General features: G+C 47.2%; 26 protein-coding genes, 1 tRNA gene and 1 pseudogene. 24 read left to right on the forward strand and 4 right to left on the reverse strand.

The genetic code is table 11. From position 1 onward, the window contains the following. The first annotated feature begins 43 nt into the window (after positions 1 to 43). The 17 genes from ACO0K8_RS00185 to ACO0K8_RS00265 all read left to right on the forward strand — a co-directional run bounded on the left by ACO0K8_RS00185 (position 44) and on the right by ACO0K8_RS00265 (position 15,843). A tRNA-Leu gene (locus ACO0K8_RS00185) sits at positions 44 to 128 on the forward strand. 127 nt (positions 129 to 255) lie between these two features. After that, positions 256 to 615: an NADH-quinone oxidoreductase subunit A gene (locus ACO0K8_RS00190; protein WP_422944613.1), complete on the forward strand. Its 360-nt coding sequence runs from the start codon at positions 256 to 258 to the stop codon at positions 613 to 615. Between the two features lie 6 nt (positions 616 to 621). Further along, positions 622 to 1,098: a NuoB/complex I 20 kDa subunit family protein gene (locus ACO0K8_RS00195; protein WP_295755387.1), complete on the forward strand. Its 477-nt coding sequence runs from the start codon at positions 622 to 624 to the stop codon at positions 1,096 to 1,098. A gap of 59 nt (positions 1,099 to 1,157) precedes the next feature. After that, a complete protein-coding gene (locus ACO0K8_RS00200; protein ID WP_422944614.1) occupies positions 1,158 to 1,757 on the forward strand; it encodes an NADH-quinone oxidoreductase subunit C in 600 nt (199 codons plus the stop codon). A 10-nt stretch (positions 1,758 to 1,767) separates the two neighbouring features. Beyond that, positions 1,768 to 3,021 carry an NADH-quinone oxidoreductase subunit D gene (locus ACO0K8_RS00205; RefSeq protein WP_422944615.1) on the forward strand — a complete coding sequence of 418 codons (1,254 nt, stop codon included), beginning with the start codon at positions 1,768 to 1,770 and terminating at the stop codon, positions 3,019 to 3,021. A gap of 48 nt (positions 3,022 to 3,069) precedes the next feature. Further along, positions 3,070 to 3,558, forward strand: coding sequence for an NADH-quinone oxidoreductase subunit NuoE (gene nuoE, locus ACO0K8_RS00210; RefSeq protein WP_422944616.1), 489 nt, complete (start codon positions 3,070 to 3,072; stop codon positions 3,556 to 3,558). Then, entirely contained in the window at positions 3,558 to 4,853 is a 1,296-nt protein-coding gene (nuoF, locus tag ACO0K8_RS00215) for an NADH-quinone oxidoreductase subunit NuoF (protein ID WP_422944617.1), read from the forward strand. Before nuoE ends, nuoF begins: the two co-directional genes overlap by 1 nt. Positions 4,854 to 4,896: 43 nt before the next feature. Beyond that, positions 4,897 to 7,224 (forward strand): NADH-quinone oxidoreductase subunit NuoG, encoded by a 2,328-nt coding sequence (nuoG, locus tag ACO0K8_RS00220; RefSeq protein ID WP_422944618.1) that lies wholly within the window; start codon positions 4,897 to 4,899, stop codon positions 7,222 to 7,224. Continuing rightward, the gene (gene nuoH / locus ACO0K8_RS00225) at positions 7,221 to 8,291 is read left to right on the forward strand and encodes an NADH-quinone oxidoreductase subunit NuoH (protein WP_422944619.1); all 1,071 of its coding nucleotides are present in this window, start codon (positions 7,221 to 7,223) and stop codon (positions 8,289 to 8,291) included. The genes nuoG and nuoH overlap by 4 nt, the downstream gene beginning before the upstream one ends. Positions 8,292 to 8,301: 10 nt before the next feature. Beyond that, positions 8,302 to 8,790, forward strand: coding sequence for an NADH-quinone oxidoreductase subunit NuoI (gene nuoI / locus ACO0K8_RS00230; protein ID WP_422944620.1), 489 nt, complete (start codon positions 8,302 to 8,304; stop codon positions 8,788 to 8,790). A gap of 18 nt (positions 8,791 to 8,808) precedes the next feature. Further along, positions 8,809 to 9,435 (forward strand): NADH-quinone oxidoreductase subunit J, encoded by a 627-nt coding sequence (locus ACO0K8_RS00235; protein ID WP_422944621.1) that lies wholly within the window; start codon positions 8,809 to 8,811, stop codon positions 9,433 to 9,435. A 1-nt stretch (position 9,436) separates the two neighbouring features. Beyond that, the gene (gene nuoK, locus ACO0K8_RS00240) at positions 9,437 to 9,745 is read left to right on the forward strand and encodes an NADH-quinone oxidoreductase subunit NuoK (protein WP_295755422.1); all 309 of its coding nucleotides are present in this window, start codon (positions 9,437 to 9,439) and stop codon (positions 9,743 to 9,745) included. Positions 9,746 to 9,837: 92 nt separating this feature from the next. Then, entirely contained in the window at positions 9,838 to 11,886 is a 2,049-nt protein-coding gene (gene nuoL / locus ACO0K8_RS00245; RefSeq protein WP_422944622.1) for an NADH-quinone oxidoreductase subunit L, read from the forward strand. A gap of 20 nt (positions 11,887 to 11,906) precedes the next feature. After that, positions 11,907 to 13,400: an NADH-quinone oxidoreductase subunit M gene (locus tag ACO0K8_RS00250; RefSeq protein WP_422944623.1), complete on the forward strand. Its 1,494-nt coding sequence runs from the start codon at positions 11,907 to 11,909 to the stop codon at positions 13,398 to 13,400. A 62-nt stretch (positions 13,401 to 13,462) separates the two neighbouring features. Continuing rightward, complete coding sequence (gene nuoN / locus ACO0K8_RS00255; RefSeq protein ID WP_422945830.1) at positions 13,463 to 14,944, forward strand: NADH-quinone oxidoreductase subunit NuoN; 1,482 nt, start codon at positions 13,463 to 13,465, stop codon at positions 14,942 to 14,944. Positions 14,945 to 14,967: 23 nt separating this feature from the next. After that, positions 14,968 to 15,267, forward strand: coding sequence for a DUF2818 family protein (locus tag ACO0K8_RS00260; RefSeq protein ID WP_422944624.1), 300 nt, complete (start codon positions 14,968 to 14,970; stop codon positions 15,265 to 15,267). Positions 15,268 to 15,273: 6 nt separating this feature from the next. Then, positions 15,274 to 15,843 carry an NUDIX domain-containing protein gene (locus ACO0K8_RS00265; protein WP_422944625.1) on the forward strand — a complete coding sequence of 190 codons (570 nt, stop codon included), beginning with the start codon at positions 15,274 to 15,276 and terminating at the stop codon, positions 15,841 to 15,843. A 100-nt stretch (positions 15,844 to 15,943) separates the two neighbouring features. Here ACO0K8_RS00265 and ACO0K8_RS00270 read toward each other — a convergent pair whose 3' ends face one another. Beyond that, entirely contained in the window at positions 15,944 to 17,566 is a 1,623-nt protein-coding gene (locus tag ACO0K8_RS00270) for an electron transfer flavoprotein-ubiquinone oxidoreductase (RefSeq protein WP_422945831.1), read from the reverse strand. Between the two features lie 345 nt (positions 17,567 to 17,911). On the opposite strand from ACO0K8_RS00270, the gene ACO0K8_RS00275 reads away from it, so the two are divergent. Then, positions 17,912 to 18,688 (forward strand): SDR family oxidoreductase, encoded by a 777-nt coding sequence (locus ACO0K8_RS00275; protein WP_422944626.1) that lies wholly within the window; start codon positions 17,912 to 17,914, stop codon positions 18,686 to 18,688. Continuing rightward, positions 18,685 to 19,143 carry an acyl-CoA thioesterase gene (locus ACO0K8_RS00280; RefSeq protein ID WP_422944627.1) on the forward strand — a complete coding sequence of 153 codons (459 nt, stop codon included), beginning with the start codon at positions 18,685 to 18,687 and terminating at the stop codon, positions 19,141 to 19,143. Before ACO0K8_RS00275 ends, ACO0K8_RS00280 begins: the two co-directional genes overlap by 4 nt. A gap of 52 nt (positions 19,144 to 19,195) precedes the next feature. Here ACO0K8_RS00280 and ACO0K8_RS00285 read toward each other — a convergent pair whose 3' ends face one another. Beyond that, positions 19,196 to 19,756 (reverse strand): LuxR C-terminal-related transcriptional regulator, encoded by a 561-nt coding sequence (locus ACO0K8_RS00285; RefSeq protein WP_422944628.1) that lies wholly within the window; start codon positions 19,754 to 19,756, stop codon positions 19,196 to 19,198. 246 nt (positions 19,757 to 20,002) lie between these two features. Here ACO0K8_RS00285 and ACO0K8_RS00290 point away from each other — a divergent pair, with 246 nt between their 5' ends. The 5 genes and pseudogenes from ACO0K8_RS00290 to ACO0K8_RS00310 all read left to right on the forward strand — a co-directional run. Then, on the forward strand, positions 20,003 to 20,701 hold the full coding sequence (locus tag ACO0K8_RS00290; RefSeq protein ID WP_422944629.1) for a CoA transferase subunit A: 699 nt from the start codon (positions 20,003 to 20,005) through the stop codon (positions 20,699 to 20,701). 30 nt (positions 20,702 to 20,731) lie between these two features. After that, positions 20,732 to 21,373 carry a CoA transferase subunit B gene (locus tag ACO0K8_RS00295; RefSeq protein ID WP_422944630.1) on the forward strand — a complete coding sequence of 214 codons (642 nt, stop codon included), beginning with the start codon at positions 20,732 to 20,734 and terminating at the stop codon, positions 21,371 to 21,373. 370 nt (positions 21,374 to 21,743) lie between these two features. Next, the gene (locus tag ACO0K8_RS00300; RefSeq protein WP_422944631.1) at positions 21,744 to 23,006 is read left to right on the forward strand and encodes an adenylate/guanylate cyclase domain-containing protein; all 1,263 of its coding nucleotides are present in this window, start codon (positions 21,744 to 21,746) and stop codon (positions 23,004 to 23,006) included. Between the two features lie 334 nt (positions 23,007 to 23,340). Next, entirely contained in the window at positions 23,341 to 23,832 is a 492-nt protein-coding gene (locus ACO0K8_RS00305) for a PEP/pyruvate-binding domain-containing protein (protein ID WP_422944632.1), read from the forward strand. Between the two features lie 279 nt (positions 23,833 to 24,111). Beyond that, a pseudogene (locus tag ACO0K8_RS00310) lies at positions 24,112 to 25,094 on the forward strand (SulP family inorganic anion transporter); the annotation flags it as partial. A gap of 108 nt (positions 25,095 to 25,202) precedes the next feature. Here ACO0K8_RS00310 and ACO0K8_RS00315 read toward each other — a convergent pair. Both ACO0K8_RS00315 and ACO0K8_RS00320 read right to left on the reverse strand, forming a co-directional pair. Continuing rightward, positions 25,203 to 25,511, reverse strand: a complete 309-nt coding sequence (locus ACO0K8_RS00315; RefSeq protein ID WP_422944633.1) for a high-potential iron-sulfur protein — start codon at positions 25,509 to 25,511, stop codon at positions 25,203 to 25,205. 4 nt (positions 25,512 to 25,515) lie between these two features. Further along, on the reverse strand, positions 25,516 to 25,956 hold the full coding sequence (locus ACO0K8_RS00320; RefSeq protein ID WP_422944634.1) for a thiol-disulfide oxidoreductase DCC family protein: 441 nt from the start codon (positions 25,954 to 25,956) through the stop codon (positions 25,516 to 25,518). Positions 25,957 to 26,130: the final 174 nt, after the last annotated feature.

The following is a 26,130-nucleotide window of genomic DNA, read 5'->3' on the forward strand; positions in this document are numbered from 1 at the left end:
GCGTTGAACAATTGGGCTGAAGAGAGTAGAATGCAGCGCTTGTGCCGACGTGGTGAAATTGGTAGACACGCTATCTTGAGGGGGTAGTGGCGAAAGCTGTACGAGTTCGAGTCTCGTCGTCGGCACCAATAGTTTGTCTTTAGTTTTTGTCTTGAGTTTGATCAAGGAATCCTTCCTTATTGATGCTGCGATGAAATTTGCGGTTATCATAATGCGAATTATTTCAATCTGACATTTAAATACGGGGAACCTATCGTGAATCTCGAAAATTATTTCCCTGTTCTTCTCTTCGTTTTGGTTGGTATTGCGGTTGGTGTGGTTCCGCAAATTTTAGGTCGCGTTCTAGCGCCTTTTAAGCCCGACAGTCAAAAAACTTCTCCTTACGAATGCGGCTTTGAAGCGTTTGAGGATGCTCGCATGAAATTTGATGTGCGTTACTATCTCGTCGCTATTTTGTTTATTCTGTTTGATTTGGAGACTGCATTCTTCTTTCCGTGGGCAGTGGCAATGCGTGACCTTGGTTGGATGGGTTATTTGGTCATGTTGGGTTTTATTGTCGAGTTTGCGGTGGGCTTTTGGTATATCTGGAAAAAGGGCGCCCTGGATTGGGAGTGATAGATTATGGCAATTGAAGGCGTACTCAACGAAGGTTTCGTCACCACGACGGCCGATAAGCTGATCAACTGGACGCGTACCGGTTCTTTGTGGCCGATGACCTTTGGTTTGGCTTGTTGTGCGGTGGAGATGATTCATGCGGGTTGTTCACGTTATGACTTGGATCGATTTGGGGTTGTATTTCGACCATCTCCTCGGCAGTCTGATGTGATGATTGTGGCTGGTACTCTGTGTAATAAGATGGCGCCAGCCTTGCGTAAAGTTTACGATCAGATGGCTGAGCCGCGTTGGGTAATTTCCATGGGTTCTTGTGCCAATGGTGGTGGTTACTATCATTACTCTTACTCTGTGGTGCGTGGTTGTGATCGCATTGTTCCGGTTGATATTTATGTGCCGGGCTGCCCTCCAACCGCTGAGGCTTTGATCTACGGCATTATTCAGTTGCAAAATAAAATTAAGCGCACGAATACGATCGCGCGCTGATGCTGCGAATTTCTTTGAAATTCAGCGCTTCAGTAGCGTAATTAAGGGCAGTTCATACTATGACTACAAAATTTGAAAATCTTGAAGCGGCTGTGAAAAATGTCTTGGGGGATAGGATTCTTCAATCGTTTTCCGCTTTTGGTGAGTTGACGGTGGTTCTAGCTCCTGCTGCATATCTGCAGGCGATGATCGATTTGCGCGATGATGCATCAACTGCATTTGAAGAGCTAATTGATTTGTGTGGCGTGGATTACTCAGCTTATGCCGATGGTGTTTGGGATGGCGCGCGTTTTGCTGCAGTCTCGCATTTGCTGTCGATTTCGAATAATTGGCGTCTGCGGGTGCGAGTGTTTGCTGCTGATGATGAAATGCCGGTAGTGCCTTCTTTGTCTGAAGTTTGGAGCTCGGCTAATTGGTATGAGCGTGAAGCTTTCGATTTGTTTGGTATTTTGTTTGATGGGCATAATGATTTGCGTCGTATTTTGACTGACTATGGATTTATCGGTCATCCGTTCCGCAAAGATTTCCCTATCTCTGGTTATGTTGAAATGCGTTATGACGCAGATCAAAAGAGAGTTATCTATCAGCCAGTGACAATAGATCCGCGTGAGAATACTCCGCGGGTTATTCGTGAAGAGCATTACGGGATGAAGGGTTGAGGCACTATTAATGGCTGAAATTAAAAATTACACCTTAAACTTTGGTCCGCAGCATCCTGCCGCCCATGGCGTATTGCGTCTTGTCTTGGAGCTTGATGGTGAGGTGATACAGCGTGCCGATCCGCATATTGGTTTGCTGCATCGCGCTACCGAAAAACTCGCAGAGCAAAAAACATATTTGCAGTCGGTTCCATACATGGATAGGCTTGATTACGTTTCCATGATGAGTAATGAGCATGCCTACGTAATGGCAATCGAGAAAATGTTGGGCCTCGAAGTGCCATTGCGTGCGCAGTACATACGCGTCATGTTCGACGAGATTACCCGCATCTTGAATCACTTGCTATGGATAGGTACGCATGCACTTGACGTTGGCGCGATGGCGGTGATGTTGTACGCTTTCCGTGAGCGTGAAGATTTGATGGATTGTTATGAGGCGGTTTCTGGTGCGCGTATGCATGCTGCCTACTATCGTCCAGGTGGAGTGTATAGAGATCTGCCAAATGAAATGCCTAAGCACAAAGCATCGCTGTTGAAAAACGACAAGGCAATGCGTTTGCTAAATGAAAATCGTCAGGGTTCTTTGCTCGATTTCATTGAAGATTTTACCAATCGGTTTCCGACGTATGTCGATGAATATGAAACTTTGTTGACGGATAATCGTATCTGGAAGCAACGTCTGGTTGGCATCGGTGTGGTTTCCCCTGAGCGCGCCAAAGCTATGGGTTTTACTGGCGCTATGTTGCGCGGTTCCGGCGTTGAATGGGATCTGCGTAAGAAGCAGCCTTATGAAGTTTATGACTTGCTGGACTTTGACATCCCTGTCGGTGTCAACGGTGATAGTTATGATCGCTATTTGGTGCGTGTAGAAGAAATGCGCCAATCGAATCGAATTATTAAGCAGTGCGTAGAATGGTTGCGTAATAATGCTGGTCCGGTGATCAGTACGAATCTTAAAGTAGCACCTCCAGCACGCGTGAATATGAAATCGAATATGGAAGAGTTAATCCATCATTTTAAATTGTTTTCAGAAGGTTTTCATGTGCCAGCAGGTGAGGCATATGCGGCAGTTGAACATCCTAAAGGCGAGTTTGGCATCTACATGATATCGGATGGCGCTAATAAGCCGTATCGTTTGAAGATACGCGCCCCGGGATTCGCTCATTTGCAAGGTTTGAATGAAATGGCTAGTGGGCACATGATTGCGGATGCAGTAACCATTATTGGTACGCAAGATATTGTGTTTGGCGAAATTGATCGATGATAGAAATGATCACACGCGGTTTGCGTGTTGATATTTGAGGCAAAAGCGATGGTCTTATCAGAGCAAGCATTTAAAAAAATTGATCGTGAATTGGCGAAATTTCCGGCCGATCAAAGACAGTCGGCCGTGATGGCTGCGCTAGCAATTGCGCAAGACGAAACTAGCTGGTTGTCACCTGAAGTGATGCAGGCTGTTGCTGATTACATCGGTATGCCAGCGGTCGCGGTGCAAGAAGTAGCAACTTTCTACAATATGTATAACACCAAGCCAGTTGGGAAATATAAAATTTCGGTTTGCACTAATTTGCCTTGTGCCTTGTCGGGTGGCGAGCGTGCTGCGCATCACCTGAGAACTAAGTTAGGTCTCGCTTACAAAGAAACTAGTGCCGATGGTTTGTTCACCTTAGTCGAGGGTGAGTGCATGGGGGCTTGTGGCGATGCACCGGTGATGTTGGTGAATAATAAGCGTATGTGCAGTTTGATGTCGCATGAAAAAATCGATGCTTTGGTCACTGAATTGAAAGAGGCGGGTAAATAATGACGAGTCTGCACAATCGCCATATCAAACCCTTGATTTTGGCCGGCCTGGATGGAAAAAATTGGCATCTGCAAGATTATGTTGCACGAGGTGGCTATCAGTCGCTCAAGCGCATACTCGATGAAAAAATACCGCCTGAACAAGTTATTGCTGAGTTAAAGGCTTCATCCTTGCGTGGGCGCGGCGGCGCTGGCTTTCCTACTGGCTTGAAGTGGAGTTTTATGCCGCGTCAGTTCCCTGGTCAAAAATATTTGGTCTGTAATACTGACGAAGGTGAACCTGGTACTTTTAAAGATAGAGATATCATTCGTTATAACCCCCATGCCCTGATAGAAGGTATGGCAATCGGTGCTTACGCGATGGGGATCACGGTCGGGTATAACTACATACACGGTGAAATTTTTGCCGATTACGATAGATTCGAAGAAGCGATTGAGGAAGCACGCGCTGCCGGCATGTTGGGCGACAAAATCCACGGTTCTGAGTTTTCGTTTCAGCTGCATGCCTTCCATGGTTATGGTGCCTATATCTGCGGTGAAGAAACTGCACTGCTGGAGTCCTTAGAGGGAAAAAAAGGGCAGCCACGCTTTAAGCCACCGTTTCCTGCTAGCTTCGGTATGTATGGAAAACCGACTACGATTAATAATACCGAAACTTTTGCTGCGGTACCGTTTGTATTGGCAATGGGTGGCGAGAAATATGCTGCCTTGGGTAAGCCAAATAACGGTGGCACAAAAATCTTCTCGATGTCAGGTGACGTTGCACTGCCGGGTAATTATGAAGTTCCTATGGGGACGCCGTTTGCCACCCTGTTGGAATTGGCGGGCGGTATGCGCGATGGTAAAAAGCTGAAGGCAGTTATTCCTGGTGGCTCTTCTATGCCAGTGTTGACGGCTGACGTTATGATGGCAACCGACATGGATTACGATTCTATCGCCAAGGCCGGTTCTATGCTTGGTTCTGGTGCCGTGATTGTGATGGATGAGACCCGTTGCATGGTCAAGTCTTTACTGCGCTTGTCTTACTTTTATTTCGAGGAATCTTGCGGTCAATGTACGCCATGCCGTGAAGGTACTGGTTGGTTGTATCGCATGGTCCATCGCATAGAGCACGGTCAAGGACGTCCTGATGATTTGGATATGCTGAACTTTATTGCCGACAATATCCAGGGGCGCACTATTTGCGCACTTGGTGATGCTGCGGCGATGCCAGTTCGTGCCTTTATCAAGAATTTCCGAGAAGAGTTTGAATATCACATCGAGCATAAGCATTGCTTGGTTCCTACTTACATGTAAGCCAGCTTGAATTTTTATTCGCTTAGCGCACCCAGAGTAAACCATGGTTGAAATCGAAATAGACGGCAAAAAAGTTGAAGTGCCTGCGGGCAGTATGGTAATGGATGCTGCCAATAAACTTGGCACTTACATTCCTCATTTTTGTTATCACAAAAAATTATCTATTGCGGCCAATTGCCGTATGTGTCTGGTCGAGGTTGAGAAAGCACCTAAACCATTGCCCGCCTGCGCCACGCCGGTGACACAAGGTATGATCGTTCGCTCCAATAGCGACAAGGCGATCACAGCCCAAAAAGGCGTGATGGAGTTTTTGTTGATCAATCATCCTTTGGATTGCCCGGTTTGTGATCAAGGTGGCGAATGTCAGTTGCAGGATCTTGCGGTTGGTTATGGCGGCACGACTTCACGCTATCAAGAAGAGAAACGCGTCGTCTTTCATAAGAGCGTTGGTCCTTTGATTTCTATGGAGGAAATGACGCGCTGCATACATTGCACTCGCTGCGTTCGTTTTGGTCAAGAAATCGCTGGTGTGATGGAATTAGGTATGCTCGGCCGTGGTGAACACGCCGAAATTACTTCTTTTGTCGGTAAAACTGTTGATTCAGAATTGTCGGGCAATATGATAGATCTTTGCCCAGTCGGTGCTTTGACGTCGAAACCCTTCCGTTTTTCTGCGCGTACTTGGGAATTGTCGCGCCGTAAATCGATTAGTGCACATGATGGACTAGGTTCCAATCTGACGGTTCAGGTCAAGAACAATAAGGTTATGCGTGTTGTCCCTCTGGAAAATGAAGCGATTAATGAATGTTGGATCTCGGATAAGGATAGATTTTCCTACGAAGGATTAAATAGTTCTGATCGCTTGACCAAACCTATGATTAAACAGGGCGGTCAATGGCAAGAAACTGATTGGCAAACCGCGCTGGAATATGTCGCGCATGGTTTGCGTAACGTCAAACATGAACATGGTGCCGATGCCATTGCGACCATTGCAACAGCAAATTCAACTTTAGAAGAACTGTTTTTGGCGCAAAAAATTATGCGCGGCTTAGGCTCTGAGAATATTGATTTCCGCTTACGTCAGGCAGATTTTTCGTTGAGTTCTGAAATTAAGCCTTGGCTAGGGATGTCGATCGCTGATTTTGGACAGCTGAAAAATGTATTTGTGATCGGGTCTTTCCTGCGTAAGGATCATCCTTTGTTGGCCGCGCGTTTGCGCCAGGCTGTGAAGATGGGCGGAAAGCTAAGTATTTTGCACGCTACAGACGATGATTTGTTAATACCAGTAGCAAATAAAACGATTTTGGCTCCCTCAGCATGGCTAGGTTTCCTGGCTGAAGTTGCAGTTGCTATCGCAAACAAAAAAGAAATCGCGAAACCAGCCGGGTTTGACGCTGTTCAAGTTTCTGCATCTGCGGAATCGGTTGCCAAAAGTTTGTTGACTGGAGCTGATTTAGCATCGAGTGGCGTATTTATTGGTAACGCTGCAGCACAATGCGACGACGCGGAAAAAATACATGCGCTCGCTCAATGGATTGCGCAAAATTCGGGCGCTGGATTCGGTTATTTGACCGAAGCTGCAAATACTGTTGGCGCATATCTGGTTAATGCTAAACCAGCCGCAAATTTGGGTTCGCTATTTAGTGCTCCGAAAAAAGCTTACGTATTGTTGAACACTGAGCCAGAGTTCGACTGTGCGAATCCTCATCAGGCAAAACTAGCTCTGAATCAGGCTGAGATGGTGATCGTCATGTCTGCATTTAAGCACGCCGCTGATTATGCTGACGTATTGTTGCCAGTGTCGCCATTTACAGAAACTTCAGGTACTTTCGTTAATTGCGAAGGCCGTGCGCAGAGTTTCCACGGAGTAGTGAAACCTTTAGGCGAAACCCGTCCAGCATGGAAAGTGCTGCGCGTTTTGGGCAATTTACTTGGATTGGATGGCTTTGAGTTCGAAACTTCAGAAGCGATACGTGATGCAGTCTTGGGTAAGGATATCAAGGACATTTCAACTAAGTTAAATAATTTCTCTTCTGTTCAACCATCACTGGCGAACCCAACTGTAGGTCTGGAGCGTGTTTCTGATGTGCCTATTTACAGCACAGATGCGATTGTTAGAAGATCTGAGTCCTTGCAGAAAACCGCTGATGCTAAGACTGGCAATGTGTCATTAAGCAGTGTCGAATTTGCTAAGTTGGGAATAACAGTAGGTGAGTTCGTTAAACTGATGCAGGGTGATGCAGTTGCCATCTTGCCAGCAGCGCTTGATAAGTCTTTACCTGATAATGTGGTGAGAGTATCGGCTGGAATTGCTGCGACCCAAGCTCTCGGAGCGATGTTTGGTGCTATTAGTGTGGAGCGTGCAGTATGAATTTTTTGCCCACCATACAATCCTTTGGCGTCAGCCTTTTCGGAGGCCTGTGGCCATTAATCTGGACCTTGATTAAAATTATTTGCATTACCTTGCCAGTAATGGCTTGTGTTGCCTATCTCACGCTGTGGGAACGCAAAATGATAGGCTGGATGCACATACGCCTGGGACCTAATCGCGTGGGCCCCGCTGGCTTGTTGCAGCCTATCGCCGATGCCCTAAAACTGCTGTTAAAAGAAATTATTATTCCGGCCAAAGCAAACAAAGTTCTGTTTGTATTGGCGCCTATCATGACTATCATGCCGGCATTGGCCGCTTGGGCGGTTATACCCTTTGGCCCAGAAACAGTATTGGCGAACGTCAATGCTGGTTTATTGTTGATTATGGCGATCACGTCTATGGAAGTGTATGGAGTGATTATTGCCGGGTGGGCCTCCAATTCTAAATACGCCTTCCTTGGTGCAATGCGCGCTTCGGCTCAGATGGTGTCCTACGAAATCGCGATGGGCTTCGTGTTGGTGATCGTTTTGATGGTCTCAGGTAGTTTGAATATGACGGACATCGTAAATGCGCAAACGCACGGCCGCTTCGCAGATATGGGACTCAATTTCCTTTCTTGGAATTGGTTGCCATTATTTCCTATGTTTGTGGTGTACATCATTTCTGGTATTGCGGAAACTAACCGTCATCCGTTTGACGTTGTGGAAGGTGAATCCGAGATTGTTGCCGGGCACATGGTGGAGTATTCGGGCATGTCATTCGCAATGTTCTTCCTGGCTGAATATGCCAACATGATTTTGATTTCGGCAATGGCGTCGCTGATGTTCTTAGGTGGCTGGTCAGCGCCATTGGATTCCATCGTGTTTAATTGGATACCGGGATGGATTTGGTTGGGAATGAAAACATTTGTGGTGGTGTCTATGTTTATTTGGGCGCGCGCTTCTTTTCCTCGCTATCGTTACGATCAGATCATGCGCCTAGGCTGGAAAGTATTTATTCCGCTCACTTTGGTGTATCTGGTGATTGTTGCGACGTGGATGCAAACCTCCTGGAATATTTGGAAGTAAAAGGCTAAAAATGGAAGCAATTAAGGATTTTTTTGGCAGCCTGATGCTGCGCGAATTGATTAAGGGTTTTTCCTTGACCGGACGCTATATGTTCGCTCGTAAGATTACGGTGCAATTTCCTGAGGAAAAAACACCGCAGTCACCTCGATTTCGTGGATTGCATGCTTTACGCCGCTACCCGAATGGGGAAGAGCGTTGTATCGCATGTAAATTGTGCGAAGCGGTTTGTCCCGCAATGGCAATTACGATAGAGTCTGAGCAACGCGAAGATGGCAGTCGTCGTACCACTCGTTACGATATCGATTTGACTAAGTGTATCTTCTGCGGTTTTTGCGAAGAGTCTTGTCCAGTTGATTCGATAGTTGAGACACATGTACTTGAATACCACGGTGAAAAGCGTGGTGATCTTTATTTTACCAAAGAGATGTTGCTTGCTGTTGGTGACCGTTATGAACCCGAGATTGCTGCAGCGCGTGCCGCTGACGCAGCGTACCGCTAAATTGGATTTGGCCTGGCTATGGAATTTATAACCGCTCTATTTTATGTGTTCTCAGCAATTTTAGTATTGTCTGCGACCTTAGTAATTACTGCCCGCAGTCCCGTTCATTCGGCATTGTTTTTGGTTTTATCATTTTTTACTGCTGCCTGTCTGTGGCTATTGCTAAAAGCGGAATTTCTCGCAATCGTCTTGGTCTTGGTGTACGTCGGTGCGGTTATGGTCTTGTTTTTGTTCGTGGTTATGATGCTTGATATCGATATGCCAAAATTGCGCGAAGGCTTCTGGAGTCACTTTCCTGCCGCTGCGGGGGTTGGTGTCGTGATCGTTCTGGAAATGTCAGCTGTATTGTGGCGCGGATTTCTGCGTCCAGACAATCATATTCCTGCTGCGTCTGAGCATATTGGCGACACCAAAAATTTAGGGATAGCGATTTTCACCCAATACACTTTAGCCTTCGAGATCGCAGCGGCTATCTTGCTGCTCGCTATCGTAGCTGCCGTTGCATTGACCTTACGTCGCAGAAAAGATTCCAAGTACTTTAGTCCGTCTAAAGCCTTGAAGGTTAAACGTAGTGATCGTATTCGTATTGTGAGCATGAAGGCTGAATCTGATCGCGTCAACGTTGTAGAAAAGACAGAGGCATAAAATGACTTTAACGCTGACACATTTTTTGATTTTGGGAGCGATTTTATTCGCGATCTCCATAGTCGGAATTTTTCTGAATCGGAAAAACATTATTGTTTTATTGATGGCAATTGAGTTAATGCTCTTGGCTGTGAATATGAATTTCATCGCATTTTCGTATTACTTGGGCGATGTGGCTGGACAGATTTTTGTTTTCTTCATCTTAACAGTTGCCGCGGCTGAGTCTGCTATTGGTCTGGCTATATTAGTGGTGCTGTTTCGTAATCTCGACACGATCAATGTTGAAGATTTGGATGCACTCAAAGGGTAATAGATGTGCTGAATTTTCGCTCATTCTTTGACGCGAATAAATCATCATTGGCTAGCAATTTAAAAAAAGTACTAAGATAACAAAGGGTCATCATGGCGGGGCAACTTAACCCACATTTACTACTGGCTGTACCTCTAGCACCTCTGGCAGGATCGGCCATCGCTGGTTTGCTTGGTACTAAGTTTTTCGGTAATTTGGTTGGTCGGACTGTGTCGCACAGTGCCACCATACTTGGCGTGCTGGTCGCCTTTATCATCTCTTGTTTTACTCTATCTGCAGTGGTGGATGGAGCTAGTTATAACGCCACTTTGTATCAGTGGATGAATGTCGCGGGACTGAAGCTGGAAGTGGGTTTCCTAGTCGATAGCCTGACAGCGATAATGATGTGCGTGGTGACTTTTGTTTCGCTGATGGTGCATATTTATACTATCGGATATATGAAAGACGACGAAGGTTATAACCGCTTCTTCGCGTATATCTCGCTTTTCACCTTCGCCATGTTAATGCTGGTGATGAGCAATAACTTTTTGCAGTTGTTCTTCGGTTGGGAGGCTGTTGGTTTGGTTTCTTATTTGTTGATAGGATTTTGGTACACCAAACCCACTGCAATTTACGCCAACATGAAAGCATTCTTGGTAAACCGCGTTGGTGACTTTGGATTTATTCTCGGAATAGGTCTGTTGGTTGCCTATGCGGGGTCCATGAACTATGCCGAGGTTTTTGCTAAAAAAGAACAATTGCTGGCGCTTACTTTGCCGGGTACTGATTGGATGTTGATTACGGTTGCTTGTATTTGTCTGTTTATTGGTGCAATGGGTAAATCGGCGCAATTCCCTTTGCACGTTTGGTTGCCAGATTCGATGGAAGGCCCAACGCCGATTTCCGCTTTGATTCACGCTGCAACGATGGTAACCGCGGGTATTTTCATGGTGGCGCGTATGTCGCCGTTGTTTGAACTGTCTGATACCGCTTTGTCCTTTATTTTGATCATCGGTTCGATTACTGCGCTGTTTATGGGCTTTTTGGGTATTATCCAGAATGACATCAAGCGTGTTGTCGCTTACTCGACCTTGTCACAGTTAGGATATATGACTGTGGCCTTGGGTGCTTCAGCCTATTCAGTCGCGGTATTCCATTTAATGACCCACGCCTTCTTTAAAGCGCTGCTATTTCTGGCTGCTGGTTCTGTGATTATAGGTATGCATCATGACCAAGACATTCGCAATATGGGTGGCCTGCGTAAGTACATGCCCGTCACCTGGATCACCTCTTTGCTGGGTTCATTGGCACTCATAGGAACGCCGTTTTTCTCGGGTTTTTATTCTAAAGACAGCATCATTGAGGCGGTACAAGCAAGCCATCTGGCTGGTGCTGGATTTGCACAGTTTGCTGTGTTAGCCGGTGTCTTTGTAACGGCTTTTTATTCTTTCCGTATGTATTTCCTGGTATTTCATGGGGACGAGCGTTTTGGTAAAGATCACAGCCACGACCATCATGGACATGATGATCACGATGCTCATGATGAGGATCACCATGGATTAGCTCCAGGACAAAAACCGCATGAGTCGCCTTTGGTTGTTTGGCTACCTTTGGTATTGCTGGCGATTCCATCAGTCATCGTTGGATTTATCGCAATAGAACCAATGTTGTTCGGCGATTTCTTCAAAGGCGTGATCGTCGTAGATGAAGCGCATCATGCGATGGAAGAATTGAAGCATGAATTTCATGGTCCGATTGCGATGGCTATTCATGCATTAACTAGTCTGCCTTTCTGGTTAGCACTTAGCGGTGTCGTCACTTCTTATGTGTTCTACATGCTGAAGCCGGCAATACCTGCAGCAATCAAGAAAAACATGACACCTATCTATAATTTGTTGGACAACAAATATTACCTCGATAGATTCAATGAGATCGTCTTTGCAGGTGGCGCGCGTCTCTTGGGTGATGGCTTTTGGAAATTTGGCGATAAAGGTCTGATCGATGGTTTAGTCGTGAATGGTAGTGCTAAATTAGTAGGCTGGCTGTCGTCTGGGGTGAGGTTGTTTCAGACCGGCTACATCTATCACTATGCTTTCGTAATGATAGTAGGCGTATTGGGATCCCTGACGTATTTCGTCTTGCCTTTACTGTTCGCAAAATAAGTGTCCATAAAAAATAAATCATGATGCAGTCAAACTCTTACTTATTAAGCCTGGCGATTTGGTGTCCTATCGCTTTCGGATTCTTTATTCTGGCCTTTGGTCGCGACAGTAACCCGGGTATGGTACGCGGGGTTTCTTTGCTTGCAGCTATTGCGAGTTTCCTGGTGACTCTTCCATTGGTGAATCGTTTTGATAATCTTGCCCACGGTATGCAATTTGTCGAAAAAAGTGCATGGATAGAGCGCATCAATGCCTTCTATGCGTTGGGGATAGATGGAATTTCACTTTGGCTGGTTCCTTTGACTGCCTTCATAACCGTGATCGTGGTGATAGCAGCTTGGGAAGTAATCGAAAAGCAGGTTGCTCAGTACATGGGCGCATTTTTGATTTTATCCGGCTTGATGATCGGTGTGTTTTGCGCTACTGATGGCCTGTTGTTCTATGTGTTTTTCGAAGCTACATTAATACCTATGTATATCATCGTCGGTGTTTGGGGTGGCCCAAACCGAGTGTATGCAGCTTTTAAATTCTTTTTGTATACCTTGATGGGCTCCTTGCTGACTTTGGTAGCGATCATTTATCTCTACTTGAAAGCGGGAAACTCCTTTGACATCTTGGCGTGGCATGGTTTGGCTCTGCCGTTTCAAACACAAATATTCTTATTCCTCGCGTTCTTGATGGCGTTTGCGGTCAAGGTACCTATGTGGCCGGTGCATACATGGTTGCCAGATGCACACGTAGAAGCGCCTACTGGTGGTTCCGTAGTATTGGCCGCGATCATGTTGAAGCTTGGCGCTTATGGTTTCTTGCGCTTCTCTTTACCTATCGCCCCTGACGCCAGTCATTATTTGTCTAGCTTCATGATCACGCTGTCACTGATCGCGGTAATCTACATCGGTCTGGTTGCCTTAGTTCAGACCGATATGAAGAAACTGGTTGCTTATTCATCGATTGCGCATATGGGTTTTGTCACCCTAGGCTTCTTTATGTTTAATGACATGTCAGTGCAAGGCGCTATCGTACAAATGATTTCTCATGGCTTTATCTCCGGCGCGATGTTCTTGTGTATTGGTGTCTTGTACGACCGCGTACATTCTCGAAACATAGTCGACTATGGAGGAGTCGTGAATACGATGCCGAAATTTGCAGCGTTATTCGTACTGTTCTCTATGGCTAACTGCGGTTTACCTGCAACTTCTGGTTTCGTTGGTGAGTTTATGGTGATATTGGGTGCCGTAAAATACAATTTTTGGATAGGTATGTTAGCTGCCACCGCTCTAATTTTTGGTGCAGCATATTCCTTGTGGATGGTAAAGCGTGTGGTGTTTGGTGCGGTAACTCATGAGCATGTCGCACAGTTAACTGACTTGAATAAACGCGAATTTTTTATGTTGGGAGTGTTGGCGATTGCGGTCATTGCTATGGGACTGTATCCAGCGCCTTTCACCGATGCGATGCAAGTATCCGTGAGCGATCTTTTAAAGCATGTCGCAGTGTCGAAAATTGCGCCCTGATTGATCTATTGAGTTGCTGAGCTGCGCTTATAGCGCGTAAGTGCAGATAAATGTTAGTACAAATAAATAATATGAACCTGATACCTCTTTATCCTGAAATCTTTCTACTGCTGGCCATTTGCGTAATTCTTTTGGTCGACATGTTTCTTGCGGATGATAAACGCAACCTCACCTATGCTCTGAGTTTATTGAGTCTGGCGGTGTGCGGCGCATTGACACTGTTTAATTCTGACGGTGGCACCGCGTATATCAGTAACAATATGTTTGTTTCTGATCCTATGTCGAATCTCTTGAAATTGTTTTCCTATATAGCGATCGGTGTGACTTTGATTTACGGGCGTCAGTACGTGGCGGATCGTGGCATGACTAGCGGTATGTTAGGGGGGGAATTTTATGTATTGGCTTTGTTCTCTTTGCTAGGTCAAATGATCATGATCTCAGGAAATAACCTCTTGGTTATCTATCTGGGTTTGGAATTGATGTCATTGTCTCTGTATGCACTTGTTGCACTCCGTCGTGACCATACGCTCTCCACCGAAGCTGCGATGAAATACTTCATTTTGGGTGCATTGGCTTCAGGATTTTTACTGTATGGTATTTCTATGTTATATGGTGCTACCGGCACCCTCGATTTGAGCGCGATTGCCAAAGCGGCGGCGTCGCCAACCGCGAACAAAACTATCTTGGTATTCGGTATCGTGTTTGTGGTGTCTGGTCTGGCCTTTAAACTGGGCACGGTACCTTTCCATATGTGGGTGCCAGACGTATATCAAGGTTCCCCAACGGCGGTTACTTTACTGCTGGGCGGGGCACCAAAACTCGCTGCCTTTGCGATCTGTTTCCGCATTTTGGTAGAAGGTTTGTTCCCGCGTGCGGTCGATTGGCAACAAATGTTGATGGTGTTGGCGGTTCTGTCTATGGCGATCGGAAATATTACAGCGATAGCGCAAACCAACTTAAAACGTATGCTGGCTTATTCCACGATTTCGCAGATGGGCTTCATGTTATTAGGTTTGCTGTCAGGTGTTTCAAATGGCAATATCAGTTTAGCCGCAGATGCCTACAGTGCCTCTATGTTTTACAGCATTACTTACGTGCTCACCACTTTAGGTAGCTTTGGTGTGATCATGTTGTTAGCTCGCTCAGGGTTTGAGGCGGAAAATCTGTCCGATCTGAAGGGCTTGAATAAACGTAGTCCATGGTTTGCCTTCGTGATGTTATTGCTGATGTTCTCTTTGGCTGGTATTCCTCCATTGATGGGCTTTTATGCGAAATTGTCTGTGCTCCAGGCAGTCTTGGCATCCGGCCAAATCTGGTTGGCGGTGCTTGCAGTATTATTCTCTTTGATCGGCGCCTTTTATTATTTACGCGTCGTTAAATTGATGTACTTTGATGAACCGGCTGATCAAGGCGTCATCGTAGCGAGTGCCGATATGCGTATCGTATTGAGCGTGAATGGTTTAGCAGTGTTGGCGCTGGGTCTGATGCCAGGTTCATTGATGTCGGCATGTTCCGCTGCCATAGTTAAAACACTGGCTTCTTAAGTCACTAGCAATCGGATGATGTTTTGAATCTTACCTCTGCTAGTTGGCTGCTTATTTTGCTGTCTTTGGTAGCAGCAAATCTGCCTTTTTTTAATGAGCGCTGCTTTGGTATTCTCGCCTTACGCGCTTTCCCTGTGAAGCCATTCTGGTTTAGTTTGCTAGAGTTGATCAGCCTGTATTTTGTCTTGGGTGGATTGGCCTTTGTGCTTGAATCTGCCACTGGCAATCGCTTTATCCAGACTTGGGAGTTCTACGCAGTCACTGCTTGTTTATTTTTGGTGATCGCTTTCCCCGGTTTCGTCTATCGTTACCTGAAAAAATAAGACCTCATGTTACGTTTTGATCCCGCTAGCAATCCGCATCTGGCGGAAGTTCAAACAGACAGCAGTTGTGCTTATCAAGGTAGTTTTCTTCAAATAGAAAAAGATACGGTGCGGCTGCCGGATGGTCAGCAAGTCAGTCGCGAGTACATCAAACATCCTGGCGCGGTCGTGATCTTGCCTTTGTTTGAGGATGGTTCGGTTTTGCTGGAGCGCCAATTTCGCTATCCCCTGAATCGGGTTTTTCTCGAGTTCCCTGCTGGAAAAATTGATACTGGCGAAGATCCTTTGCTGTGCGCAAAAAGAGAGTTACGTGAAGAGACTGGTTACAGTGCTAGCGATTGGCGCTATCTGTGCACCATACACAATGCGATCGCTTATTCGGACGAGCATCTGGATATTTTTCTGGCGCGAGGTTTGATCGCTGGCGATGCGCAATTAGACGCGGGTGAGTTTCTCGAAACCTTCAAAGCTCCGCTGTCACAAGCTCTCGATTGGGTGAAGTCTGGCACCATTACAGATGTTAAGACCATCATAGGGTGCTTCTGGTTAGAAAAAATTCTCAAAGAAGCTTGGTAGCGTACACAAATAATGCGAACTCACTAGTTCAGCACTGGAGAAATAAAAAGCCGCTAAATTCATAGCGGCTTTTTTTATTCCAGTAGGTATTCTTAGTCGCTTACATACTTGGGTAATTCGGCCCGCCACCACCTTCAGGAGTGACCCAAATTATATTTTGGGTAGGATCTTTGATATCGCAAGTTTTGCAATGCACGCAATTTTGTGAGTTAATCTGCAAGCGGTCTGCGCCTTCATCGGTTTTTACAAATTCGTACACTCCTGCCGGGCAGTAGCGTGCTTCTGGTCCCGCATAAGTCGCCAAATTGATAGCAACTGGGACGCTGGCATCTTTCAAGGTCAAATGAATAGGTTGATCTTCGGCGTGATTGGTATTGGATATGAATACCGATGACAGACGATCAAAAGTCAATTTGCCGTCGGGTTTTGGATAGACGATAGGGCTAAAATCAGCGGCCGGGCGCAGACACTCGTGATCTGCCTTGGAGTGATGCAAAGTCCAGGGCGCTTTGCCACGCAAGATCATTTGATCAATCCAGACCAGAGGCGAGCCGTAAGTCCCTTTTTTCAGCAAAGGTTTTACATTGCGGGCCGTGTACAGCTCTTCGTGTAACCAAGACTGCTCAAAGGCTGTCGCGTAGGCGCTCAGTTCATCATGCTGGCGTTGTGCACCCAGCGCCTCAAACGCAGCTGTGGCGGCCAGCATGCCGGTCTTTATGGCAGCGTGGCTACCCTTGATGCGACTCATGTTGAGGAAGCCAGCATCGCAGCCTATCAAGGCACCACCCGGGAATACCAGTTTTGGCAATGATTGCAAACCACCGGCGGTAATCGCACGGGCGCCATAAGAAATGCGCTTGGCACTTTCAAAGAAACCGCGAATAGCAGGATGCGTTTTAAAACGTTGAAATTCTTCAAACGGTGAAATATACGGGTTCTCATATGCCAGGCCAACGACATAGCCGACCGCGACTTGATTGTTCTCCAGATGGTATAAGAACGAGCCGCTGTATTGATCCATCATAGGCCAGCCGGTAGTGTGGACTACCAAACCTGGTTTATGTTGCTTAGGATCGATTTCCCACAGTTCTTTGATACCTATGCCATACGACTGCGGATCTTTGCCCTTATTCAAGTCGTATTTGGCCATGACTTGTTTGCCAAGATGGCCGCGCGCGCCTTCGGCGAACAAGGTGTACTTGGCGTGCAATTCCATGCCCAGTTGGAAAGCTGGTGACGCTTCACCATGTTTGTCCACGCCCATATTGCCGGTTGCAACGCCTTTGACTGAGCCGTCGTCGTTATATAAAATTTCGGCAGCGGCAAAACCCGGGAAAACTTCCACACCCAAAGTTTCGGCTTGTTGACCTAACCAGCGGGTGACGTTGGCCAGTGACACGATGTAGTTGCCATGATTTTCAAAACAGCCAGGCAGCATCCAATTCGGGGTTTTATAGGCTTTTTTCTCAGTCAGTACCAACACCCGATCTTCTGTCACTTCGGTGTTGAGTGGTGCTCCCATTTCTTTCCAGTTAGGGAAGAGTTCGCTCAATGCCTTGGGATCCATTACCGCGCCGGATAAGATATGCGCGCCAGGTTCTCCGCCTTTTTCCAGTACGCAGACTGAGACTTCGCGTCCAGTCTCTGCGGCTAACTGTTTTAATTTGATCGCAGCTGACAAGCCAGCAGGGCCGCCGCCTACGATGACGACGTCATATTCCATTGCATCGCGAGGACCGAATTGTTCAACTAGACTTTGTGTCATGGCTTTTATCGCTTTAAAAAATTTTACGAACGAACGTGCTTATTTGTTGTCAGCATGTTATATGCTGTGAAGTGATTCTGCAAGCAGTGCAATAACTAGGTGAAAGCTTAGTTGGCACGAGAAAACTAGAGAATTATCGCAGAGCGATGCATAAGATGCAGTATTTTCATGCTTTGCAGCCCGATTTATCCGCAAAAATCGTGCGAAAGATGTAATTTATAAAACGGAGGCATGGTGACTATGTCATCATAGCGTTTCATTTAGAGTAGTACGATTATTCGAATATACGAGTGGGAGAATTAAATGGGAATTGAAGTCAACTTTGAAGGCAAAATCGCGCTGGTGACCGGTGCATCTAGCGGCCTCGGTGCCCGTTTTGCAAAAGTCTTAGCGCAAGCAGGCGCACAGGTGGTGTTAGCCTCACGCCGCATCGACAGACTGAAAGAATTACGCGCCGAGATCGAGGCCGAAGGTGGTGCTGCGCACGTAGTTGCTTTGGATGTGACCGACTACGCCAGCATTAAATCTGCCATCGCGCATGCCGAGACCGAGGCCGGTCCTATCGATATTCTGATTAATAATTCTGGCGTTTCAACCACGCAAAAACTGGTCGATGTCACGCCTGAGGATTATGCCTATGTGATGGATACCAATCAAAGAGGGGCATTTTTTGTGGCACAGGAAACCGCCAAGCGCATGATAGCGCGCTACAAAGGTGACCATAAAAAACAACATCGCATCATTAATATCGCCTCAGTCGCAGGTTTGCGGGTGCTGCCACAAATTGGTGTGTATTGCATGAGTAAAGCTGGCGTCATCCATATGACCAAGGCGATGGCGCTGGAGTGGGGTAAGTTCGGAATTAACGTCAATGCGATTTGTCCCGGTTATATCTCGACCGAGATTAATGCGGAACACTTCAATAGTGAACAAGGTAAAAAATTGATCGATATGCTGCCACGCAAACGGGTAGGCGTACCGGAAGATTTGGATGGCTTGTTATTGCTATTGGCTGCAGAAGAATCGCGCTTTTTGAACGGCACCATAGTCACCGCCGACGATGGGATGAGCGTGCAATGATAGTGTCACCCGTAGCGGAAAAAAAATTGGTGTACACCGTAACGATTCCTATCCGCTGGGGCGATATGGATGCCATGGGCCATGTGAATAACACGGTGTATTTTCGCTATATGGAGCAAGCACGGATAGAGTGGTTGACGATGATGGGTTGTCTACCCGACGATAAGGGTAACGGGCCGGTGATCGTCAATGCGTATTGCACGTTTAAGCGGGCTTTAAAATATCCGGGGCAGGTCGAAGTCTGTACTTATATTGGCGCTGCCGGTCGCAGCAGTATAGAGACCATACAAGAAATGCGCAGTGTAGGCGATGGGTATGCGCTGTACGCAGAGGGCGGTGCTAAGGTAGTCTGGCTTGATCCTAAAACCGAAAAATCGGCACCGCTGCCGGACGCTATCCGGCAAAAAATACAGGAATTGAAGGCGGCGGCTAAGCCAAAACGTAGAGCGGTTTGAACTAGTGGACTTAATTACCTAGGCTGTATTGGCTAGTCTCAACTACCTAGTCTCAACTACCTAGTCTCAACAGTTTATTCACCAACTCGTTCGAGGTGGCAGCGCTGAATTTACGCATCAATTTGGCTCTGTGCATCTCCACTGTGCGCGGACTTAAACCAATTTGTCTGGCGATTAATTTGCTGGTTTTTCCTTCAACCAAAAGAGCGGCAACTTCGCGCTCTCGTGGAGTTAATTCCGCCGACACCTGGCGCTTGGCGCTGAGGTCTTCAAAGGTCCAGATGCCAGCCGCATGCGCATCCTCCTTATGCAAGCCGCGTCCTGATACGTGGCACCAAAATAGTTCGTCACTGGCGCGTTTCATGATGCGCTCGTCCGAGTAATGGCCTTTGGCATTCATGATCGGCGTAATGCGCGCGCCAGTACGTTCAAATTCCGCCAGGGTTGGGTACAAGACTAAAAAAGAGCGTCCCAATAATTGCTCCTTTTGGTAGCCGAACATCTTCGCTAAGGCATCATTGCAGGCCAGGATAATGCGATTTTCTGAGACGCACATGCCTACCGGTGCATATTGAAAAATGGATTCGAAATCGATAGTACGCGCTGCATTCATAGTTTCTGGTGTTTTCTGTGTTGTGCGCCGTGCTGAGTTCGATTAGAGTAAGTCTTTGTTCGCTTGAGTTTGAACCTGAGCTTGGGTTTGAGCTTGATGATGTCGCATAATCTGAGCCGCATTTGCATCAGGTAGTTTTACGGTATTGCGCGCGCTAGCGTAGCATCATATCCTGTGTCACACAATTGCCTGGTGAGATCTTTTATCTGGGTATCGACAACATTTAAATAAGAAAAAGGGACAGCTATGGACAAGGTATATCCTGATGCAGCATCCGCTCTCGCGGATATCGTCAAAGACGGGCAAACTATCGCCGTTGGTGGTTTTGGTTTATGCGGTATTCCCGAGGCATTGATAGGCGCGTTGCGCGATTCTGGCGTGCAAAATTTGACCGCCATTTCAAACAACGCCGGTGTTGATGGTTTTGGCTTGGGGCAGTTATTGACCACCCGCCAGATCAAAAAAATGATTTCATCATATGTCGGTGAAAATAAAGAATTCGAGCGTCAGTATCTGGCTGGAGAGTTGCAACTGGAATTTACTCCGCAGGGTACTTTAGCTGAAAAGTTACGCGCTGGCGGTGCCGGTATCCCTGCATTTTTTACCAAGACCGGAGTCGGTACTATCGTCGCCGAAGGTAAGGAAATACGCGAATTTGACGGTCATCAATATGTGATGGAACGCTCTTTAGTCTCCGACGTGTCACTGGTCAAGGCGTACAAGGCCGATAAGGCAGGCAATCTGGTGTACCGTAAAACGGCGCGCAATTTTAATCCGAATGTTGCAATGGCTGGCAAAATCACGGTGGCAGAGGTCGAGGTCCTGGTCGAGATCGGCGAACTCGATCCCGATGAAATCCATACGCCTGGCATTTACGTGCAACGTATTGTGGTCAATGCGACGCCGGAAAAACGCATAGAACAACGCACCGTTCGTCCAGCTTAGTCCAGCAAAAAAATACACGGGAGAAATAAGATGGCATGGAATCGCGATGAAATGGCTGCGCGTGCAGCACAAGAATTACAAGATGGTTTTTACGTTAATTTGGGTATAGGTTTACCGACGATGGTAGCCAACCATGTGCCACAGGGCATGGACGTCTGGTTGCAGTCAGAAAACGGCTTACTGGGCATAGGGCCGTTTCCTACTGAGGATGAAGTCGATGCCGATCTGATTAATGCCGGCAAACAAACCGTCACCACCTTGCCTGGCTCGGCTATATTTAGCTCGGCCGATTCATTCGCCATGATACGTGGCGGCAAAATTAATCTGGCGATCCTGGGGGCGATGCAAGTGAGTCAGGGCGGCGATCTGGCTAACTGGATGATCCCGGGCAAGATGGTCAAAGGCATGGGCGGCGCGATGGATCTGGTGGCTGGTGTCGGCCGGGTGGTGGTCTTGATGGAACACGTGGCCAAGGGCGATGCGCATAAAATTTTAAAGGCCTGCAATTTACCGCTTACCGGAGTCGCCGTGGTGAATCGTATCATCACCGATCTGGCCGTGATCGATGTGACGCCACAGGGTTTGAAATTGATAGAACTCGCACCTGGCGTGAGCATAGAAGAAGTGATTGCCAAGACCGAGGCTGAGTTGGATGTGAGCGCCTTCGTTTAATCTTGATATTTTAAGTTCCAGAAAAAAAGCGCTGACTAAGCTAGTCGGCGCTTTTTTATTTTCAGATACTGGATAGGGGTATATGCCATATAAATTAAATTGCGCATATCCTATATGCGCAATATGCCAGGTATAAGCGATACTCCCTACAAATTCAGATTTTCCTGGCGCGCACGAGGCTGAAGTTTTGGCGTGCGGACTTGCCGTCAAGGATAGAAAATGGCACTTGTTATCATGGATTTAATGAATCATACTAAGTTAGCCGTGCCTGATGCCGGGATCCATCACCGATAGCCTGGCAGGCCTAATTACGCTGGATGCCTCACCTGGCTTAAGCGCATCGTCGAGATTTTTTTCATATTGAGCGAACATGGAAAATTTTTTCAAATTAATTCCTGAGCAGATCAGCACAGGTTGGATGGCACCCTTGGTGGCGGTGGTGTTTGCCTGCTGGCATTTTTTCAGAAAACAGGCCGAGTTGGAAAAAATTGTCGCGGAAAAAAGCGACAAAGTTACTTCCTTGCAGAGCGCCTTAGAGCAGCAAATAAAATCCAAAGAATTGCTGCATAAGCGCATGCTCGATTTGCAAACCCAGATGGATCAGATCGATGCCTTGCTGGTCGATGCCAGAGTCAGCATCAAGGCCAGCGCCGACTCTATCTTTATCAAAAATCCTTATAGCGAAGACATTTTGGTGTTCCTGATGGCGCATGGGCCGGCCGCCGATAAAGTGGCGAAACTACAAATTTCTATCAAGGGCAGTCAGGCCGGCAAAGTGTTTAGCTCTAAGCAAACCTCGATGTATTCAGAAAACACGGCCACCCAGCGTCATGATGGGCGGCTGGATAAAAAATCGGGATATCAATCGAAGAATATGTTGACCAAGCCCTTGCTCAGACATGGAAATGAAGTGGTCGGCGTGGTGCAATTTTTAAATGAAAATGCAGAGACGCCGTTTAGCTTGGCCGATGAGAAAAATATCGAGGTCATCTGCAATAAATTGGCCTTGGCGGTAGGGGCGATTGTGGCAGAGCCATCGAATCTGGTGAATTTAGGGATGGTATTTGATCCGCAGGTGAACCAGGCGACGGTGTTATTTACCGATATCAGTCATTCTGAATCTCTGTTTCGCAGCATACCGGTGGCCGATGCAAGCGCCATGATAGACGAGTATCTGGAGCGGCTAAGCCGCATAGGCTTACAGTTTGATGCGCGCATCGATAAGTATTTGGGCGACGGTATCCTGTTCAGTTTCGAGAGCCAGACTTCCTCAGTCGAGAACGCCTGCAAGGCGGTGCAGGCGGCGTTATTGATGCAGACAGAATTTCAAAACATCTTATCGGAATGGGAGCGCCTCGGTTATCAGTTGCCGTTGGCCCATAGGGTGGGAATAGCCAGCGGTGCCGTGTTTGGGCGGCGCATGGGGTATGCGCAGAGCTGCGCGTATACGGTGATGGGTTTGCCGGTGCACATGGCGGCCGGTTTATGCAATGTGGCACGCGATGTGCCTGGCCACGCTTTGATCTGCACCGAGACTTACCAGCAAGCGCAGAGTATCTTGGCCGGCTCCGTAAATTTTATACAGCATACTCAGCAAGATGGCCAAATCTGCTATGAAATTGAGAGTAACTGAAATAACCGACAGGCTGGCCATCATTTTAAATGTCAACGATGCTGTGATCTTTTGAATCTGAGATCGTCAGCACGTGGGTTAATTACGGATGGGAATATTGTGACGTGACTTGTGTAAATTATTCATTAGACATTAAAAATATATAACTCAATAATTTGATTAATCGTAAGGATAACCGTATTGGTTGTTGCACAATAAAACATCCGATCAGCTTGATTCCCGATATTGTCGGGGGCGTGCTCTGAGCGATAAAGCTAGGCTATTCGTTGAGCTTGCTTGAATTTGCAACATGGACACTCAAAAAACGGCATCGCCATAAGCTGAGGTATGAATAATGCAAACGAATAACGCTTACATACGCTGGTTCTCCGCCCTTAGTATTGATGATGTTTCTTTGGTCGGTGGTAAAAATGCTTCATTAGGGGAGATGTATCGCGAATTAAGTGCGCAAGGTGTCAGGGTGCCCAATGGCTTCGCCATTACGGCAGAGACATATCGCCATGTGCTTGATTATGCCGGCGCTTGGTCTGGCTTACATGCCGCACTTGATGGGCTTAATGTCGCAGATGTCGATGATTTGGCGCGGCGTGCCCAATTGGCCAGAGAGATCGTGTATGGTGCAGCCTTACCCGCCGAGCTAGTACCGCAAATCACCGATGCATACCACCAACTTCATAATGAATATGGTGAACAATTAACGGTCGCAGTGCGCAGTTCCGCAACAGCCGAAGATCTGCCGACGGCTAGTTTCGCCGGACGGCACGAAACCTATCTCAATATTACTGGCGAAGCCAGACTGATTGAGTCTGTAAAACGCTGCATTTAAGGCGCCGACAGACGCTGCCTGAAATGGCAACGTCAGCTTAATCAATAAATTTATTGCTGTATTTTGAAGCTTCAATTCGCTAAGGAGGGCGTCAACATCGTTTTTATCGAGTCAGTAAGACGTCGCTTTTTTAGGTGCGACAACTTGCTGCGTCGAGCAAAATTTCTTGTTGAAGTATGACAGTCTATGACCGAGAAAAATAATCTATCACAACGATCAGAGACGGGGCGCATACAAGGCTCAGATAAAGCGGAAACATCACGACATTGGCTTAGCTTGATGCCAGGTTTGAACATCGTAAGTCGCTATGAGTTTGCGTGGTTACGGCATGACATCGTGGCCGGACTAGTGCTGACGACGATGCTGGTGCCGGTTGGGATTGCCTATGCGGTGGCATCCGGGCTCCCTGGTATTTACGGGCTATATGCGACCATTGTTCCACTATTGGCGTATGCACTGTTCGGACCCAGTCGCATACTTGTGCTGGGTCCCGACTCTTCTCTGGCTGCGATTATTCTGGCAGTCGTGCTGCAGCTGTCTGGCGGCGTCCCGGGGCGTGCCATCGCGCTAGCGAGCATGATGGCCGTGGTGTCAGGTATTGTGTGTATCGTCGCCGGTCTGGGGCGACTTGGCTTTATTACCGAGTTGCTTTCAAAACCTATTCGCTATGGCTATATGAATGGTATTGCGCTGACGGTGTTGCTCAGTCAATTGCCCAAGCTGTTTGGTTTTTCGATCATCAGCAAAGGCCTGCTGCCTGATTTGCAGGCCATCGCGCGGGCGATATTGGATGGACGGGCTAACTGGACTGCGTTCATGGTAGGCGCGGGGACGCTCGCAGTGATTCTGTTGCTTAAAGGGTGCAAGCGCTGGCCAGGCATCTTGATAGCCGTGTTCGCGGCCAGTGTCACCGTTGACATCTTCGATCTTGCTGCCAGTGCCGATGTCGCGGTACTTGGTTCCCTGCCGCAAGGCTTCCCAAAGTTTGTAATTCCTTGGATTACTTTCGCCGATCTTCGTCCGGTTCTCAGCGGCGGGTGCGCTGTCGCGCCGGTTTCTTTTGCTGATGCCAGTGCGCGCTCGCGCGTCTATGTTGCCAAAAATCACAGCTACGCCAATCCCAATCAAGAGATGGTAGGGCTTGGCCTTGCTAATTTGGTCGCAGACTTGTTTCAGGGGGGCCTATTAGCAGCAGTGCTTCCCGTACACCGGTGGCCGAAGCCACTGGTGCCAAAACCCAGCTCGCTGGCGTGATTAGTGCGCCCGTCGCCACGATAGGCAGGTATGCAGTTCGTTACCTCTGTTTTTGATATTGATTGCAGATATCTACAAGTGATAATTAATTCATATGTTTATGCCAGGTGTTTATGTCAGGCTTTTTTCGCCCATGCCAGACACCAGCCTTTGGCATTGACTTGTTTTCCACCTAGCGCCCCACATGCGGCCCATGCATCCCCAGCTTTGCCTTGAAATAGTGTGCAGCTTCCACAGTTTTTTCCTGCTGCATAAACAGGATACTTTTTGGTATCAACTTTGCTTGCATCGTTTTTATAGCCTAGCGCAATCGCTGCGGCAGAGTTTTCGTCCACGTGCGAAGCTTGCGCGGTCGCCGAGGCCGTGTGGCCCAGAGTAAGTGCTGCTGGAATAGTGTAAAAAATAAATTGACGACGTGTTTTCATGATCTTAGCTTTCTGTTGGTGGTAATGGATGTGTCGGGCAAACACTGGTGTTTTTAGGTGGGGGCTTGCGCCACAAAGGACGGATTTTTAAAAATAGTCGGTAGAGTGTATCCAGCAATTTGATCGTCATTGGCTGTGATAAGCAAGGTGTGAACCACGCCATCGCTGGAAAATGCGTCCACAATTCAATGAATGCAGCAGCACCTTGCTCCAGCTCTCCGTCCGCGTTGCGCACGTGCAGCCGCGCTAATGCAGTATCGCGCTTGAGTTCTGAACCTAATTCATACTCTGGACATGCGCTGGCATCGATCCAGAGAATCGACTCTGCGCCACGCCATTGTTTGTAAGTGGCAATCTCTTTGCTGCAAAGTGGGCAGGCACAGTCGAAATAAACAGTGCAGCGCTTTTCTTGGATTTGCGTTTTACTTTCAATATCTAGGTTCATCAGTGCCTCGGGGCTATCAATGTCTGTTTCAAAATGCGTCTAGCTTTAGTTGAATAATTGTCGATGTCCAGATTATGAACCGATTTAATGCTGTAAAATTGATTTTTTTCGGTTCAATATCGGGTCTTTGTTTCGTAAGACGCTTTTTTAATTGAAGACCAACTAAAAAGTTGA

This window comes from Undibacterium sp. Ren11W (assembly GCF_049340485.1).
Lineage (GTDB): Bacteria > Pseudomonadota > Gammaproteobacteria > Burkholderiales > Burkholderiaceae_D > Undibacterium.

Coding starts and splice junctions, on each gene's coding strand:
- ACO0K8_RS00200 (WP_422944614.1), top strand. CDS start 1,158: ATGACTACAAAATTTGAAAATCTTGAAGCGGCTGTGAAAAATGTCTTG.
- ACO0K8_RS00205 (WP_422944615.1), top strand. CDS start 1,768: ATGGCTGAAATTAAAAATTACACCTTAAACTTTGGTCCGCAGCATCCT.
- ACO0K8_RS00275 (WP_422944626.1), top strand. CDS start 17,912: ATGGGAATTGAAGTCAACTTTGAAGGCAAAATCGCGCTGGTGACCGGT.
- ACO0K8_RS00300 (WP_422944631.1), top strand. CDS start 21,744: ATGGAAAATTTTTTCAAATTAATTCCTGAGCAGATCAGCACAGGTTGG.
- ACO0K8_RS00295 (WP_422944630.1), top strand. CDS start 20,732: ATGGCATGGAATCGCGATGAAATGGCTGCGCGTGCAGCACAAGAATTA.
- nuoK (WP_295755422.1), top strand. CDS start 9,437: ATGACTTTAACGCTGACACATTTTTTGATTTTGGGAGCGATTTTATTC.
- ACO0K8_RS00270 (WP_422945831.1), bottom strand. CDS start 17,566: ATGGAATATGACGTCGTCATCGTAGGCGGCGGCCCTGCTGGCTTGTCA.
- nuoG (WP_422944618.1), top strand. CDS start 4,897: ATGGTTGAAATCGAAATAGACGGCAAAAAAGTTGAAGTGCCTGCGGGC.
- ACO0K8_RS00265 (WP_422944625.1), top strand. CDS start 15,274: ATGTTACGTTTTGATCCCGCTAGCAATCCGCATCTGGCGGAAGTTCAA.
- nuoE (WP_422944616.1), top strand. CDS start 3,070: ATGGTCTTATCAGAGCAAGCATTTAAAAAAATTGATCGTGAATTGGCG.
- ACO0K8_RS00285 (WP_422944628.1), bottom strand. CDS start 19,756: ATGAATGCAGCGCGTACTATCGATTTCGAATCCATTTTTCAATATGCA.
- ACO0K8_RS00315 (WP_422944633.1), bottom strand. CDS start 25,511: ATGAAAACACGTCGTCAATTTATTTTTTACACTATTCCAGCAGCACTT.
- nuoH (WP_422944619.1), top strand. CDS start 7,221: ATGAATTTTTTGCCCACCATACAATCCTTTGGCGTCAGCCTTTTCGGA.
- ACO0K8_RS00290 (WP_422944629.1), top strand. CDS start 20,003: ATGGACAAGGTATATCCTGATGCAGCATCCGCTCTCGCGGATATCGTC.
- ACO0K8_RS00235 (WP_422944621.1), top strand. CDS start 8,809: ATGGAATTTATAACCGCTCTATTTTATGTGTTCTCAGCAATTTTAGTA.
- nuoI (WP_422944620.1), top strand. CDS start 8,302: ATGGAAGCAATTAAGGATTTTTTTGGCAGCCTGATGCTGCGCGAATTG.
- nuoL (WP_422944622.1), top strand. CDS start 9,838: ATGGCGGGGCAACTTAACCCACATTTACTACTGGCTGTACCTCTAGCA.
- ACO0K8_RS00305 (WP_422944632.1), top strand. CDS start 23,341: ATGCAAACGAATAACGCTTACATACGCTGGTTCTCCGCCCTTAGTATT.
- ACO0K8_RS00320 (WP_422944634.1), bottom strand. CDS start 25,956: ATGAACCTAGATATTGAAAGTAAAACGCAAATCCAAGAAAAGCGCTGC.
- ACO0K8_RS00195 (WP_295755387.1), top strand. CDS start 622: ATGGCAATTGAAGGCGTACTCAACGAAGGTTTCGTCACCACGACGGCC.
- nuoF (WP_422944617.1), top strand. CDS start 3,558: ATGACGAGTCTGCACAATCGCCATATCAAACCCTTGATTTTGGCCGGC.
- ACO0K8_RS00280 (WP_422944627.1), top strand. CDS start 18,685: ATGATAGTGTCACCCGTAGCGGAAAAAAAATTGGTGTACACCGTAACG.
- ACO0K8_RS00250 (WP_422944623.1), top strand. CDS start 11,907: ATGATGCAGTCAAACTCTTACTTATTAAGCCTGGCGATTTGGTGTCCT.